At 68.7% G+C, this 12,614-nt stretch carries 14 protein-coding genes; 7 read left to right on the forward strand and 7 right to left on the reverse strand.

Going from position 1 to position 12,614, the window contains the following annotated elements:
* Window positions 1-63 precede the first annotated feature (63 nt).
* The 3 genes from R5H32_RS13490 to R5H32_RS13500 are packed head-to-tail and all read right to left on the reverse strand — an operon-like array spanning window position 64 to window position 2,092.
* Entirely contained in the window at window positions 64-957 is an 894-nt protein-coding gene (locus tag R5H32_RS13490) for an EamA family transporter (RefSeq protein ID WP_318339206.1), read from the reverse strand.
* Window positions 958-993: 36 nt separating this feature from the next.
* Window positions 994-1,881: a fatty acid desaturase gene (locus R5H32_RS13495; RefSeq protein WP_318339207.1), complete on the reverse strand. Its 888-nt coding sequence runs from the start codon at window positions 1,879-1,881 to the stop codon at window positions 994-996.
* On the reverse strand, window positions 1,874-2,092 hold the full coding sequence (locus tag R5H32_RS13500; protein ID WP_318339208.1) for a DUF2061 domain-containing protein: 219 nt from the start codon (window positions 2,090-2,092) through the stop codon (window positions 1,874-1,876). Before R5H32_RS13500 ends, R5H32_RS13495 begins: the two co-directional genes overlap by 8 nt.
* Before the next feature lie 100 nt (window positions 2,093-2,192).
* Here R5H32_RS13500 and R5H32_RS13505 point away from each other — a divergent pair, with 100 nt between their 5' ends.
* Complete coding sequence (locus tag R5H32_RS13505; RefSeq protein WP_318339209.1) at window positions 2,193-3,056, forward strand: helix-turn-helix transcriptional regulator; 864 nt, start codon at window positions 2,193-2,195, stop codon at window positions 3,054-3,056.
* A 90-nt stretch (window positions 3,057-3,146) separates the two neighbouring features.
* Complete coding sequence (locus R5H32_RS13510) at window positions 3,147-3,932, forward strand: sulfite exporter TauE/SafE family protein (RefSeq protein WP_318339210.1); 786 nt, start codon at window positions 3,147-3,149, stop codon at window positions 3,930-3,932.
* A gap of 42 nt (window positions 3,933-3,974) precedes the next feature.
* Here the strand turns inward: R5H32_RS13510 and R5H32_RS13515 are convergent, their stop codons facing one another.
* From R5H32_RS13515 to R5H32_RS13525, 3 genes are all read right to left on the reverse strand, one after another.
* Entirely contained in the window at window positions 3,975-4,109 is a 135-nt protein-coding gene (locus tag R5H32_RS13515; protein WP_318339211.1) for a hypothetical protein, read from the reverse strand.
* Complete coding sequence (locus tag R5H32_RS13520) at window positions 4,106-5,329, reverse strand: hypothetical protein (protein ID WP_318339212.1); 1,224 nt, start codon at window positions 5,327-5,329, stop codon at window positions 4,106-4,108. Before R5H32_RS13520 ends, R5H32_RS13515 begins: the two co-directional genes overlap by 4 nt.
* A 294-nt stretch (window positions 5,330-5,623) precedes the next feature.
* Window positions 5,624-6,130: a lipocalin family protein gene (locus R5H32_RS13525; RefSeq protein ID WP_318339213.1), complete on the reverse strand. Its 507-nt coding sequence runs from the start codon at window positions 6,128-6,130 to the stop codon at window positions 5,624-5,626.
* Between the two features lie 99 nt (window positions 6,131-6,229).
* Here R5H32_RS13525 and R5H32_RS13530 point away from each other — a divergent pair, with 99 nt between their 5' ends.
* On the forward strand, window positions 6,230-7,216 hold the full coding sequence (locus tag R5H32_RS13530; RefSeq protein WP_318339214.1) for a GlxA family transcriptional regulator: 987 nt from the start codon (window positions 6,230-6,232) through the stop codon (window positions 7,214-7,216).
* Here R5H32_RS13530 and R5H32_RS13535 read toward each other — a convergent pair.
* Window positions 7,210-8,253, reverse strand: coding sequence for an aldo/keto reductase (locus R5H32_RS13535; protein WP_318339215.1), 1,044 nt, complete (start codon window positions 8,251-8,253; stop codon window positions 7,210-7,212). The genes R5H32_RS13530 and R5H32_RS13535 overlap by 7 nt on opposite strands.
* A 168-nt stretch (window positions 8,254-8,421) precedes the next feature.
* Here R5H32_RS13535 and R5H32_RS13540 point away from each other — a divergent pair, with 168 nt between their 5' ends.
* The 4 genes from R5H32_RS13540 (at window position 8,422) to R5H32_RS13555 (ending at window position 12,575) form a co-directional block, all read left to right on the forward strand.
* The gene (locus tag R5H32_RS13540) at window positions 8,422-9,084 is read left to right on the forward strand and encodes a hypothetical protein (RefSeq protein WP_318339216.1); all 663 of its coding nucleotides are present in this window, start codon (window positions 8,422-8,424) and stop codon (window positions 9,082-9,084) included.
* A 46-nt stretch (window positions 9,085-9,130) separates the two neighbouring features.
* Entirely contained in the window at window positions 9,131-9,697 is a 567-nt protein-coding gene (locus tag R5H32_RS13545; RefSeq protein WP_318339217.1) for a YceI family protein, read from the forward strand.
* A gap of 223 nt (window positions 9,698-9,920) precedes the next feature.
* Entirely contained in the window at window positions 9,921-11,144 is a 1,224-nt protein-coding gene (locus R5H32_RS13550; protein ID WP_318339218.1) for an MFS transporter, read from the forward strand.
* A gap of 75 nt (window positions 11,145-11,219) precedes the next feature.
* Window positions 11,220-12,575, forward strand: a complete 1,356-nt coding sequence (locus tag R5H32_RS13555; RefSeq protein WP_318339219.1) for an arylsulfotransferase family protein — start codon at window positions 11,220-11,222, stop codon at window positions 12,573-12,575.
* Window positions 12,576-12,614 lie beyond the last annotated feature (39 nt).

The following is a 12,614-nucleotide window of genomic DNA, read 5'->3' on the forward strand; positions in this document are numbered from 1 at the left end:
GCGGGGATATTTTCAAAAAGAAGAATGTAAGGGCCCATACGGCAAGATGAGGGAAACGGCGTTTCAGCCGAAGCTGAGCACGATCACCACGACCGAGGCGACGACGAGCGCCATGCCTGCGGCTTCGCGCGGACTCAGCCTTTCGCGGAAGACGAGCGCGGAGGCGAGGAGGGTGAAGACGATCTCGACCTGGCCGAGGGTGCGGACATAGGCGGCGTTCTGCAGGGCGAAGGCCGCGAACCAGCCGAGCGAGCCAAGCATGCCGGCAAGCCCCACGAGCGCGGTGCGGCGCCAGCGGGCAAGGACGCGGGCGATCTCGCCTTTCTCGCGCCAGCCGAGCCAGGCCGCCATCGCCGCGGTCTGCAGCGTCGTCGCCGCGGCGAGCGCGAGGAGCGCGCGGAGGAAGAAGGGCAGCGGCATCAGTTCCAGCGTCGCGCCGCGATAGCCGATCGCCGAGAGCCCGAAGAGCGCCCCGGCCGCGACCCCGTAGAGCGCGGGCCGGCCGAAGAGCCGCGCGCCCCGCGCCGGCGCCTTCGACAGAAGGAGCACGCCCGCGAGGCCGAGCGCGATGGCGAGCCAGCCGATCCCGCCCACCGCCTCGTCGAGGAAGACCGCCGAGAAGAGCGCGACCTGCACCGTCTCGGTCTTAGTGAAGGCGACGCCGACGGCGAAATTCCTGAACTGGAAGAGCGCGACCGTCAGCATCGTCGCGACGATCTGCGCGAGCCCGCCCATCGCGACATAGCCCCAGAAGGCCGGCGCCGGGCAGGGTAGCGGGGTTCCGGCCGCCGCCAGAGCGAGCATCGCGAGGAAAGCCGCCGCCGGGGCCGCGAAGAGGAACCGTGCGAAGGTGGCGCCGCCGGTCGAGAGACCTGCGCCCCGAAGCTGCTTTTGCAGCATGAAGCGCAGTGTCTGCAGGGCCGCGGCGGCCAGCGTGAGGATCACCCAGGGGCTCATGCCCCCTTCTGGCACGGCCCTGCGGTGCTTGGAAGCTCAGCGCAAGGGATGCGGCACCGGATCCTTCGGCTTGACGAGGTAGCGCCGGAAGATCTCGCCATAGGAGGCGAAGACGTAGTTGTCGTTGCGGCGCAGGAACTCCGCCCGGTTGGCGGCGTAATGCGCGGGCAGCCGGTACCAGGCCATGCCGGGCTTGCTGTGATGCACGACGTGGAGGTTGTTGTTGAGGAACAGGAACGGCAGGACCGCGCCGCGCTCGACGATCACCGTGCGGCCGCGCGCGAGGTCATGGGCACGGTGCTCGAGAAAGGTGCGGATCTTCAGGATCGACATGCCGGCATAGGCCGAGACGAAATACGCCCAGAACGGCATCGCCGCGGAAGCGATCCAGAGTGCGACGAGCGCGAGCCCCGCCGCGTGCAGCGCCCAGTCCCGCGCGATTGCCCGATCGCCGGCGCAAATCGCCCGAAAGTCGGCGCGCAGAACTGCGGCGACCGAGATCGCCGGGCCGAACACCATCCGCCCCAGGAGCGTATTGTTGACCCTGAAGAGGAGCTTCAGCGCCCCCGGCAGCCGCGCCCAGACCGCCGGGTCGAGATAGTTCGATTCCGGGTCGTCATAGGGATCGGTGAGGTTCTCGTCGCGGTGATGCGCGAGGTGCAGGTCGCGGAACCGGCCATAGGGGTAGAAAAGCCCGATCGGCAGGAACACCAGCGCCTCGTTGAGCGGCCGCGACCGGAACGGGTGGCCGTGGAGCACCTCGTGCTGGAGCGAGGAATGCAGCGTCACCGCGAGCGTCAGCGCCACCATCGCGAGCGGCAGCGACCAGGCGGCGAGCCAGAGCGTCGCGCCGGCCCATACAAGGTAGACCGCCCCGATGAGCGCGAGCGTCGGCCATTCGACGGCAGGGGTCCGCTCAGCCATGGCTGTGCCCGCCGGTCCGGCCCCAGCCGATGCGCGCCCAGACCCGCTCATAGGCGACGTAGCAGGTCAGCCCGATCAGCGTGTTCATGACCGCCATCGCACCGCCGACGGCGGCCGAGCCGGTCATCGCGAGCCCCACGAGGGACATCGTCAAAAGTCCCAGCGCGTTCCACAGAATTGCCTTTAGTATCGTACGTTTGCCAGTGTCCATTCACGCTCCTTCCCCCTATGTCCAGCTAACCTCGGCGCGGCCGGATTGCGAATTCCGAATATGATTAACATTTCTCATCATCCGTGATATTTTTCACCAGATGCGCAAAAATATCGACAAACGCGACCGCGCCGGTCTGTTTCGCGACCGTCTCGCCCAGGCGATGGCGGAGAAGGAGACGACCCAGAGCGGCCTCGCCCGCGCCGTCGGTGTCGACCGTTCGACCATCTCGCAGCTCCTCACCGGCCAGGGCGCGCGGCTGCCGAACGCCCAGGTCGTGGCCGAATGCGCCGCGGCGTTGGGGGTCTCGGCCGACTGGCTCCTCGGCCTGACCGAGCGGCCCGAGCGGCTCGCCGACCTGCTCGCGACCTCGCTGACGATGACCGAGGCGCCTCGGGCGCTGATCGACGAGACCATCTTCGGCTGGCACCAGGAGGCGGCGGGTTACAAGGTACGCCATGTGCCGGCGACACTGCCCGACATGCTCAAGACCCGGGCGATGCTCCGCTGGGAATACGAACCCCAGCTCGGCCGCACCGCCGACCAGGCGATCGGCGCCTCGGAGGACCGGCTGAACTGGATGGCGAAAGCGGGGTCGGATTACGAGATCGCGCTGCCCCGCCACGAGATCGAGGCCTTTGCCCGCGCCGAGGGCTATTATCGCGGCCTGCCGGCGGCGATCCGCGCCGAACAGATCGCCCGGCTGAAGTCGCTCTACGCCCAGCTCTACCCCTCGCTCCGGATCTATCTCTTCGACGCGCGCCGGGTGTTCTCGGCCCCGGTGACGGTGTTCGGCCCGCTCCTCGCCGTGCTCTATCTCGGCCGCCACTACATCGCCTTCCGCGACAGCGCGCGGGTGACGAGCTTCTCGGGCCATTTCGACTGGCTGGTGCGCGAGGCCGAGGTCGGCGCCCGCGACTTTCCGGGCTTTCTCGACGGGCTCGCCCGCGACGCCGGGCTCTGAGCCGGGCGTGCCCTTTCCCCGCATTCTGCCCGGTGGAGAACCGCCCGGCCTGTGCTAGACTGCGCGCGGCCATCGGTGCGGGCGCGCGGCATGGGTGCAGAGACCTTCTCGGCCATCTTCGGGGACTGGGGAACGATCGTCCTCAGCAGCGCCGCGATTCTCGTCGCCGCGGTCGTGCGCGGCTTTGCCGGGTTCGGGTTCTCGCTGATCTCGATCACCGCGATCTCGCTCTTGATGCCGGTGGCGCAGATCGTGCCGACGATCTTCCTGATGGAGATCCTCGCCTCGCTGAACCTGTTGCCGGGAATCTGGCGCGAGATCGACTGGCGCTCTTTGCGATGGGTTCTCCTGGGCTACGTCGCCGGGCTGCCCGTCGGCACCCTGGTCCTGGTCAACCTGCCCGAGGCACCGGCGCGGATCGGGCTCGGGCTGGTGGTCATCGCCGCGGCCATCCTGATGCTGAAGGGGTTCCGGCTCGCCCGCCGGCCCGGGTCCTCCGCGAGCACCGGCATCGGGGCCGCCTCGGGACTGCTCAACGGGGCCTTCGGGGTCGGCGGCCCGCCGGTCGTGCTGTTCTATTTCTCAGCCCCCGGCGCCGCGGCCATCGGCCGGGCGTCGATCATCTTCTACTTCTTCTGTTCGGACCTCTTGGGCGCGGGCTATTTCGCGACCCAGGGCCTGATCACCGGGCGGAGCTTCATCCAGCTCGGCTTCTGGCTGCCGGCGCTCCTGCTCGGCGTCTGGCTCGGCGCGCGCAGCTTCCGGCGCACCGGCGAAGACGCGTTCCGGCGCTGGGTGCTGCGGATCCTGATCGCGCTGGCCGCCCTCGTGGTGGCCCAGAGCGTCGCGACCGGCGGCTCGCCCGCCGCCTCGTGAGACGGAGCCGCCACAGCGGAGCGGGAGACGCTTCCGGGCCGGTCAGATCGGCTGGAGCCCCGCCGGATCGTAACCGTTGAATTTCAGCACGTCCCTCGCCGCCTGCATCAGGTCCGGCCGCACCTCGGGCGTGCGCGACAGGACGCGGGCGAAGCGGCCGTTGCGGTCGTTGTTCACATCCCCGGCCGCTTGGGTACCGGCGCTCTCTCTGCCGCGTCCCACTCGGCCTTCCAATAGTGCTTCATACCGCCGCCGCTCTTAAGACTCGCGAGATCCTCGACGACCAGTTCCTTGAGGTGGCCAAGTTGCTTGAGGGCTGTGTCGGCGAAGTCCAGACTGTCGGATCCCGTGTACCTGAATGTCATCGTCCGGGTCAGTTCATTCGCTTCTGGGGACGGCCTGGGCACACCCTCTTTGTCAATGTCAGCTAGGACCTTGTTGCGCAGCGAGTCCGTTGCAGCGGTCAGGCTTTCGATACCGCGGTCGATCTGCTTGACGAACTTGTCCAGATCCTCGCTGGTAATCCGGCCGCCATCCAAATGGCGGATGAAATCGTGTATCCGCCATATCTGGAGACGCGCCGAAATACCCGCAAACAGGGCCGGCAGAACAAAGCGCGCGATATCGGGATTGTTGTAGAGCGTGGTGAGACTGTTCCAGAACTCACCCGTCGACTTCTGGTAGTCCTCATTCGCGTCACGGAAATCCCAGTAGTCGTGGGGAGACAACTCGAACAGCTTTCCCATGTCCGACCTTCCAAGCAACTGGGAATGCGCGGTCCCGCCGCTTTCGATGAGCATGAACGACGCCTCGATGAGCCGGTTCGCATGATCCTTGGCGCTGTGCTCATCAAGCGCCTGCTCCACGATGTCGCGTACCGCGCTCTCGATCTCCGACAGGTCCGGCGGTGGCGGCAACTCTCCCGATTCCGTCGCGACGCCCAGCCCCATCAGAAGCAGCGATCCGATCCCGAGCATCATCCCGGACGGCAGCGCCCCCTTCGTGCCGGTCGCCGCGATGCCGGTTACGAGCGCCGAAAGAAGCAACGACGCGATCTCGATTCCAGGTTCGACCGCATTCGCGCTGGTCGCAGCCTTCTGCCGGATGCCGTCCCACTTGTTCTTTACGGTCGTGTAGTTGACGAATTCGAGACCATTGCCGCTCTTCTTGACGAGGACGGTGTCGGCGTTCCGATACGGACCGCCCTTCCAGCATCCCTTGCTTCTGGGCTTCTTGTAAGCCCAGACATATCCCGGATCGGCATCGACCCTCATGTCGTGGTCCTCGCCATTTTGCAGAATCATGTAGGAGTCACCGACGGGGACAATATCGAGAAAGCTTGTAGAATTGTGGATTTGGATATCCAGGGCTTCACCGCACCGGTTTCGAACAAGCATTGATTCTCCTTTCACAAAGTCTGTGGGTCTTCACCAGGCATTGATCCAAACAGTTAGAAAGTCCTGAGCTTACGTTGCCGGCCCCCTCAAAACAACTTTCGGAATTCCGCGGTCCAGACGCCGCTCTTGCGGCGCGCCCGTCGCCACGTCGATCTGCCGTTGTGGCCGTCAGGGAGCGTCCGGGCGCGTGACCGACCGCGGTTTCCAGAACAGACTGATCTGTATATGCTTCACGGGCACGAAAAGCGTTGGCGGTTCACCGCAGCCGCCCGTTCTTCCGGGTTACTGGTCCATTTAGATCGGCTGGAGCCCCGCCGGATCGTAACCGTTGAATTTCAGCACGTCCCTCGCCGCCTGCATCAGGTCCGGCCGCACCTCGGGCGTGCGCGACAGCACGCGGGCGAAGCGGCCGGTGGGCGTGCCGATCACCGCCACGCGATAATCCGCATCGACCCAGAGCACCCAGAGCTCTGCCGGGCCGCCGGCCTCGTCCCGCGTGATCCGCCCCGGCCCGGTCACCACGGCGTCCGTCGCCAAGGCGCGCGCGCCGCTCGGGCCGCAGGCCGTGCCGGTGACCCGGTAGCGGCCCGGCCCGGTCGCCGCCCAGGTCTCGGTCAGCGGGCCGCAGCGCGCCTCGTCGCCGTAAGCCGCGGCGACATGCCAGACATCGGCGAACCGCGCCGGATCGAAGGCCGCGGCCGAGGAGATCAGCGCGGCGCTGTCGCGATAGCCGGACACTGGCGGCGGCGGCGCGGCGCAGGCGGCAAGGGCGAGACAAAGCGCGAGGGCGCGGCGGGGCATGGCGGTCTCCTACCGAGTCAGGCCGCCACACTCCGCGAGCCGCGGCGCCGGCACAAGCCGGCTTGCGCGCGATCGCTGCACGAAATACGAAACCACTTGATGAAAACCGAAAACTCGATCTTCGCCTCCGACCCCGCGCCGCTCACGGTGGCGGTGCTGGTGATGGCCGAGACCAACGCGCTGTCGCTGGCGGCCTCGGTCGATCCGATGCGCGCGGCGAACCGGCGCGCCGGGCGGAGCGTCTTCGGCTGGCGCTACTATTCGGCCGCAGGCGGCCCGGTGCCACTGACGGCCGGGTTCGAGATCGCGACCGAGCCGCTGCCCGACCGGCTCGAGGCCGACCTCCTGATGGTCGTCGCGGGCTTCCGCCTCGCCGAGCAGGCGACGCCGCCGCTCCTCGCGCGGCTGCGGCGGCTCGCGCCGCGGCTCCGGGCGATGGCCGGCATCGACGGCGGCCCCTGGTTTCTCGCCCTCGCGGGGCTTCTCGACGGCCGCGCCGCGACCGTGCACTGGGAAGATCTGGAGAGCTTCGCCGACCGCTTTCCTGCGATCGACGTGCGCCGCGACCGCTATGTGATCTCGGGCCCGATGGTGACGGCGGGCGGTGCCGCGCCCGCGCTCGACATGATGCTGGAGCTGATCCGGGCCCGGCACGGGGCGGAGCTGATGCTCCGCGTCGCCGGCGCCTTCCTCTACGAGCCGCTGCACGCCGCCACCGTGCCGCAGCAGGCGGTGTCTGCCGCCCGCCTCGCCCGGGGCGACCCCGCGCTCGGCCGCGCCATCGCGCTGATGGAGGGCGCAATCGAGGAGCCGCTGCCCATCTCGGCGATCGCCCGCCGCATCGGCCTGTCGCAGCGCCGGCTGGAGATGCTCTTCGCCGAGCGGCTCGGCACCAGTCCCGGCCGCTTCTTCCTCGACCTGCGCCTCGACGAGGCGCGGCGCATGGTCACCGACACCCGGCTTCCGCTGCAGGAAGTGGCGCTCAGGACCGGCTTTTCGAGCCAGGTCGCCTTCGCCCGCGCCTTCCGCGCCCGCTTCGGCGCGGCCGCCTCCTCGCTCCGCGCGCCCACGCGGCGCCGTCAGTAGGGCATCGGATGGGCGCGATGCGCCGCCGCGATCCCGGCCAAAACATCGTCATCGAGCCTCAAGTCCGCCGCGTCGAGCGCATGGTCGAGCTGCGCGAGCGTCGTCGCGCCGAAGATCGGGACCACCGGGAAGGGCCGGGTGAGAGTCCAGGCCAGTGCCATCTGCGCCGGGTCGAGCCCTGCCCGGTTCGCGATGCCGAGATAGGCCGAGACTGCCTCCCAGACCCGAGGCGATACCCGCCCGCCAAGACCGGGATTGGCCTCGCGGCGCGATCCTTCGGGGATCACGTCGCCAGCGTATTTGCCGGTCAGGAGCCCCGCGGCGAGCGGCGAGAAGGCCAGAAGCGTGACCCCTTCGTTATGGCCGAGCTCGGCAAGGTCGGTGTCGTAGAGCCGGCAGAGCAGCGAATACTCGTTCTGCAGCGACAGCGGCCGCGGCCCCGCGCCCTCACCTGAGAGCCGGAGCCACTGCGCCATGCCCCAGGCGCTCTCGTTCGATAGTCCCCAGTGGCGGATCTTGCCCTCGGCCCGAAGGGCGGCCAGCGTCGCGAGGCATTCTTCCATGTTCGCGAGCACCGCCGCGCGGTCCTGCTTCGAGGGGTCGTAGCTCCAGTTCTGGCGGAACATGTAGCTGCCGCGATTGGGCCAGTGGAACTGGTAGAGGTCGACATGGTCGGTCTGGAGCCGCCTGAGCGAGGCGTCGAGCGCTCGGCGGATCGAGCCGGCGTCGATCAGCTCGCCCTTGTCGCGTGCGATGCTGCCCTCGCCCGCGATCTTGGTGGCGATCACCCAGTCCTCGCGCCGCCCGCTTCTCGCGATCCAGCTGCCGATGATCTCCTCGGTGCGGCCGAGGGTTTCCTTGCGCACCGGATTGACCGGGTACATCTCGGCGGTGTCGAGGAAATTGACGCCGCGCTCGGCGGCACGGTCGATCTGGGCATGGGCCTCGGCCTCGGGCGTCTGGCTGCCCCAGGTCATGGTGCCGAGGCAGAGGTTCGAAACCTCGAGGTCGCTCGTCCCGAGCGTGACGCGTCGCATGGCCCCTCCCGAATTGCACGGGGGCGAGATTGGCCCGCGCCCGCGCCCGTCGTCAAGCGCGGCCGGGGGCGCTGCCCCCGGACCCCCGGGGTATTTGGGCAATGAAGAAGAGCAGGGGCGTGGGCGCGGGGCGTTGAGAACGAAACAAGAACTGTATATCCTTGCCCCATGCCGACTCACGCCCTCGCCCAGCTCGTCTCGCGCCAGAACCGCCGGCCGCGCACCGCGCTGCCCTTTCTCGGCGCGCTCGGCCTCGCGCGGGCGCGGGTGCACGAGTTCTGCGGCCCGGCGCGGCGGACGCTGGCGCTGATGGCGGCGCGCGGGACCGAGGGGCTGGTTCTCTGGCTCCGCCCCGGCTGGCTGCCCGAGCGGCTCTTTCCAGAGGGTGTCCTGTCCTTCATCGAGCCCGGACGGCTGGTCTTCGTCACCCCGCGCCGGCCCGAGGACCTCCTGTGGTGTTTCGAGGAAGCCTTGCGCGGCGGTGCGGTGGCGCTCGTCGTCGCCGAACTGCCCGAGCCGCCGCGGCTCACGCCCGTCCGCCGGCTCCATCTCGCCGCCGAGACCGGCGCCGAGGAGGGCCGGGTGACGCCGACCGGGCTGATGCTGACCCCCGGCGCGGGCGGCGCGGCCGGGGTTGAGAGCCGCTGGCACATCGCGCCCTGCCATGCGCCGGGCGAGACCCGCTGGCGGCTCGATCTCCTCCGCGCCCGGGCCGAGCCGCCGGGCACCTGGATCATCGCCGCGCCGCCCGGCCGCGCGGGTTTCACGCTGGCGCGGGTGAAATCCGCCGCTCACGAGGAAATGACGGAAGATCCGCGCCGCGCGGGCTAGACTGGCCCCGGCCCGCGCCCCGGCGGGTCCCGCGAAGGGCCCCGCGATGCGCCGCCTTGCCGCCATCCTGCTTCTCCTCGGCCTCGCCACCCCGGCGGCGGCCGAGCCCCTGCGCTACCAACTCGACGCCGCCCGCTCCCGCGTCAGCTTCGAGGCCGATTTCACCCAAGGCGTCATCCGCGGCCAGATGCCGGTCCGGGCCGCAGAACTTGTGCTCGACTTCGACCGCGCCGCCGCGAGCCGGGTCCGGGTCACGCTCGATCCCGCCGCCGCGCGCGCCAACATCCCCTTCGCGACCGAGGCGCTGAAGGGCAGCAGCGTGCTCGACACGCGCCGCTTTCCCGAGATCCTGTTCGAAAGCACCGCGGTACGCGCGACCCCGACCGGCGCGACGATCGCGGGTCGGATCACGATCCGCGGCGTCACCCGCATGGTGATGCTCGACGCGCGGCTGTACCGGCCGGAAGGCAGCCAAGCGGATGAGCGCGATGCGCTCTCGGTGCTGCTGACCGGTTCGGTCCCGCGTTCCGCATTCGGCGCTTCCGGCTTTCCCGACATGGTCGGCGACGTGGTACGGCTGAAGATCCTCGCCCGGATTCGCCGCGCCGGCTGACCGGCCCGAGCGCCCTTCGCCGCGCGAAGGGCGCGAGACATCGCTTGCGCCCGGAACGGGCGCACAATCGGGTCACACTGCGCCCGGAACGCCATCGCCCCGGATGCGCAAGGATCCGCGCGGCATGGCCGGGCGAAAACCTGCGGGACGCACGGTTTTGCTATGGGCATTTCCGCCCGTCCGCGACATGGTGGCGCCATCCAGAAGAAACCGCCCCCTCGCGATGCGCCTGCTGATCTCCTTCGCCGCCCTCTTCCTGTCGGTCATCCTGCTGCAGCTCGGCACTGGCGGCGTGGCCCCCTTGGACGCGCTTTCGGGCGTCGAGCTCGGTTTCACCAAATCCGAGATCGGCACCCTCGGCTCGGCGCATTTCTTCGGTTTCTTCATCGGCTGCTGGTGGGCGCCCCGCCTGATGGGCGCGGTCGGCCATTCGCGCGCCTTCGCCGCCTTCACCGCGGCCGGCACGATCGGCCTCATCGCCCACATGATGATCGTCGATCCGATCGCCTGGGCGCTCCTCAGGATGCTCTCGGGCGCCTGCGTCGCGGGCTGCTACACGATCATCGAGGCCTGGCTGAACGCCAAGGTCACGAACGAGACGCGCGGCCGCGCGTTGGGCATCTACCGGGTCGTCGACATCACCGGCTCCTTGGGCGCCCAACTCGTGATCGGCATCCTCAGCCCCGCGGTCTATTTCTCCTACAACCTCCTCGCGCTCCTTTGCTGCGCGGCGCTCCTGCCGATCACCGTAAGCCGGGTCGAGCAGCCCGAGATGCCCGAGGCGCCGCGGCTTCGGCCCGCGATGGCCTGGCGCCGCTCGCCGCTCGCCGCGGTGGGCGTCGTGGTCTCCGGCGTCACCGGCGCGGCCTTCCGCATGGTCGGCCCGATCTACGGGATCGAGGTCGGGCTCTCGGCCGACAAGATCGCGCTCTTCCTCGCCGCCTATGTCGTCGGCGGCGCGCTGGTGCAGTTCCCGCTCGGCTGGCTCGCCGACAAGTACGACCGCCGCCATGTCCTGATCGGGCTCTCGGTCGCCGCCACCGCCTCCTGCGCGGTGACCGTGGGGCTCTCGGGCATGGGCGTGGCCAGCGTCTATCTCGGTGCCGCGCTCTTCGGCATGGCGACGATCCCGATCTACTCGGTCTCGGCCGCCCATGCCCACGACTTCGCCCAGAGCTCGGAACGGGTCGAGCTCTCGGCCGCGCTGATGTTCCTTTACGCCGTCGGCGCCATCGCCTCGCCCGTCGTCACCTCGGCGCTGATCGAGGCCTACGGCGCGCCGGCGATGTTCGTCTTCATCGCCGCGACCCATGTCTGCCTCCTGGTCTTCGGCCTTCTGAGAATGCGCGCCCGGCCCGCACCGGCGGACAGAACGCCCTACAGGTACATCCCGCGGACATCGTTCCTGATCGGGCGCCTGTTGTCCGGCGGCCGCCGGCCGTCGTGAAGAAAGCGAGCTTAATTCTTTGCTTTCAATTGATTTTCTGATCAAATGACGGCAAAAGCCGCGGAGCCTGCTGAGATGGAAAAGTTCCTGTTCCGAAAAATCGAGCTTTGGGTTGTCCTGCTCCTCCTGCTCCTCACCGTCGCCGCCGCGGTGCTCTTCGGCGGAATCGTCCGCAGCGTCTCGGCCGACCGGGACAAGTTCGGAGCGGTCGGCAAGGCGGCCTGGACCGTTGCCTCGATCCCGGGCAACATCCGCAGCGTGCTGAAGGAGGCGGGCACGAACACCCAGCTTGCCGTTGACGACAGCAGCCGCTTCGCCGGGCAGCGCGGCTGGGTGGCGGGGGCGGCGGCCAATCCGCCGATGGCCGGCTATCTCCTGCACAGCCGCTACGACGGAGACGCGGGCCATTCGGTCATCGAACTGACAGATCTCGCGGCGTTCGAGGTGCTTCACCGGATTGACCTCCGGGGTGACGCCTATTTCGACGGCGCCGACCGCAGCACGCCGCTCCGGCCGACGGGGCACTGGAGCACGCGGCTGTTCCGGGCCATCCACCCCATCGCCGTCGACGGCGGGGACTTGCTGGTCAAGGACCACACCTCGCCCCTCGCCCGCATCGACGCCTGCGGCGAACGGGTCTGGATGAAGGACGAGGGTCTCTATCACCACTCGTCCGAACGGGGAGCCGATGGCACGATCTGGACCTCCACCCATCTCCGGCGCTCGGCGATCCCCGGCGCCGCCGAGGATTTCTTCGACGACACGGTCATCAACCTCTCGGCCGGAGGAGAGATCCTCTATGAACGGTCCATCGCCGAGGTCATGCTGCAACAGGGATACGGCCATATCCTCTTCGGCCGCTCGCCATTCTACCGCGATCCGATCCATCTCAACGATGTCGAACCGGTCCTTGAAGACGGCCCCCACTGGCGACGCGGCGACGTCTTCGTCAGCCTGCGCCATGCCTCGGCCGTCCTGCTGTTCCGTCCCTCGACCGACGAGATCGTCTGGCTTCGCCAGGGGCCATGGTCGGCACAGCACGACGTCGACATTCTCGACGATCACCGCATCGGCATCTTCAACAACAACATGCACGACCGCGGGTCCGGCGAAAGGGTCGAGGGTGTGAACGAGATACTCGTCTACGACTTCGCCCGGGATACGGTATCAAGCCCCTATCGCGCCTGGCTGGAGCGGGAGGATGTGCGCACGCCGTCCGAGGGGCTGTTCACCATCCTGCCCTCGGGTCACCTGATGGTGGAGGAGACGGATGCCGGCCGGCTGGTGTTCTTCTCGCCCGACGGCGGGCTGGCCGCGAGTCATGTCAACCGCACTGGAGGGAACGAAATCTGGCGGCAAAGCTGGAGCCGCTATCTCCCCCCGGCCGAGGGCGCGGCGCTTCTCGCCGAGATGCGCGACAAAGGGTGCTAGATGCCACCCCGCCGATGCGATAATGAGCGGCGGGACAAA

Source organism: Defluviimonas sp. D31, assembly GCF_033436765.1.
In the GTDB taxonomy this organism is placed as follows: Bacteria; Pseudomonadota; Alphaproteobacteria; order Rhodobacterales; family Rhodobacteraceae; genus Albidovulum.

What these genes read in the sequence shown, in the direction of transcription:
- R5H32_RS13490 (WP_318339206.1), bottom strand. Translation starts at nt 957, where the DNA reads ATGAGCCCCTGGGTGATCCTCACGCTGGCCGCCGCGGCCCTGCAGACA.
- R5H32_RS13550 (WP_318339218.1), top strand. Translation starts at nt 9,921, where the DNA reads ATGCGCCTGCTGATCTCCTTCGCCGCCCTCTTCCTGTCGGTCATCCTG.
- R5H32_RS13540 (WP_318339216.1), top strand. Translation starts at nt 8,422, where the DNA reads ATGCCGACTCACGCCCTCGCCCAGCTCGTCTCGCGCCAGAACCGCCGG.
- R5H32_RS13500 (WP_318339208.1), bottom strand. Translation starts at nt 2,092, where the DNA reads ATGGACACTGGCAAACGTACGATACTAAAGGCAATTCTGTGGAACGCG.
- R5H32_RS13530 (WP_318339214.1), top strand. Translation starts at nt 6,230, where the DNA reads ATGAAAACCGAAAACTCGATCTTCGCCTCCGACCCCGCGCCGCTCACG.
- R5H32_RS13525 (WP_318339213.1), bottom strand. Translation starts at nt 6,130, where the DNA reads ATGCCCCGCCGCGCCCTCGCGCTTTGTCTCGCCCTTGCCGCCTGCGCC.
- R5H32_RS13495 (WP_318339207.1), bottom strand. Translation starts at nt 1,881, where the DNA reads ATGGCTGAGCGGACCCCTGCCGTCGAATGGCCGACGCTCGCGCTCATC.
- R5H32_RS13545 (WP_318339217.1), top strand. Translation starts at nt 9,131, where the DNA reads ATGCGCCGCCTTGCCGCCATCCTGCTTCTCCTCGGCCTCGCCACCCCG.
- R5H32_RS13535 (WP_318339215.1), bottom strand. Translation starts at nt 8,253, where the DNA reads ATGCGACGCGTCACGCTCGGGACGAGCGACCTCGAGGTTTCGAACCTC.
- R5H32_RS13510 (WP_318339210.1), top strand. Translation starts at nt 3,147, where the DNA reads ATGGGTGCAGAGACCTTCTCGGCCATCTTCGGGGACTGGGGAACGATC.
- R5H32_RS13520 (WP_318339212.1), bottom strand. Translation starts at nt 5,329, where the DNA reads ATGCTTGTTCGAAACCGGTGCGGTGAAGCCCTGGATATCCAAATCCAC.
- R5H32_RS13555 (WP_318339219.1), top strand. Translation starts at nt 11,220, where the DNA reads ATGGAAAAGTTCCTGTTCCGAAAAATCGAGCTTTGGGTTGTCCTGCTC.
- R5H32_RS13505 (WP_318339209.1), top strand. Translation starts at nt 2,193, where the DNA reads ATGCGCAAAAATATCGACAAACGCGACCGCGCCGGTCTGTTTCGCGAC.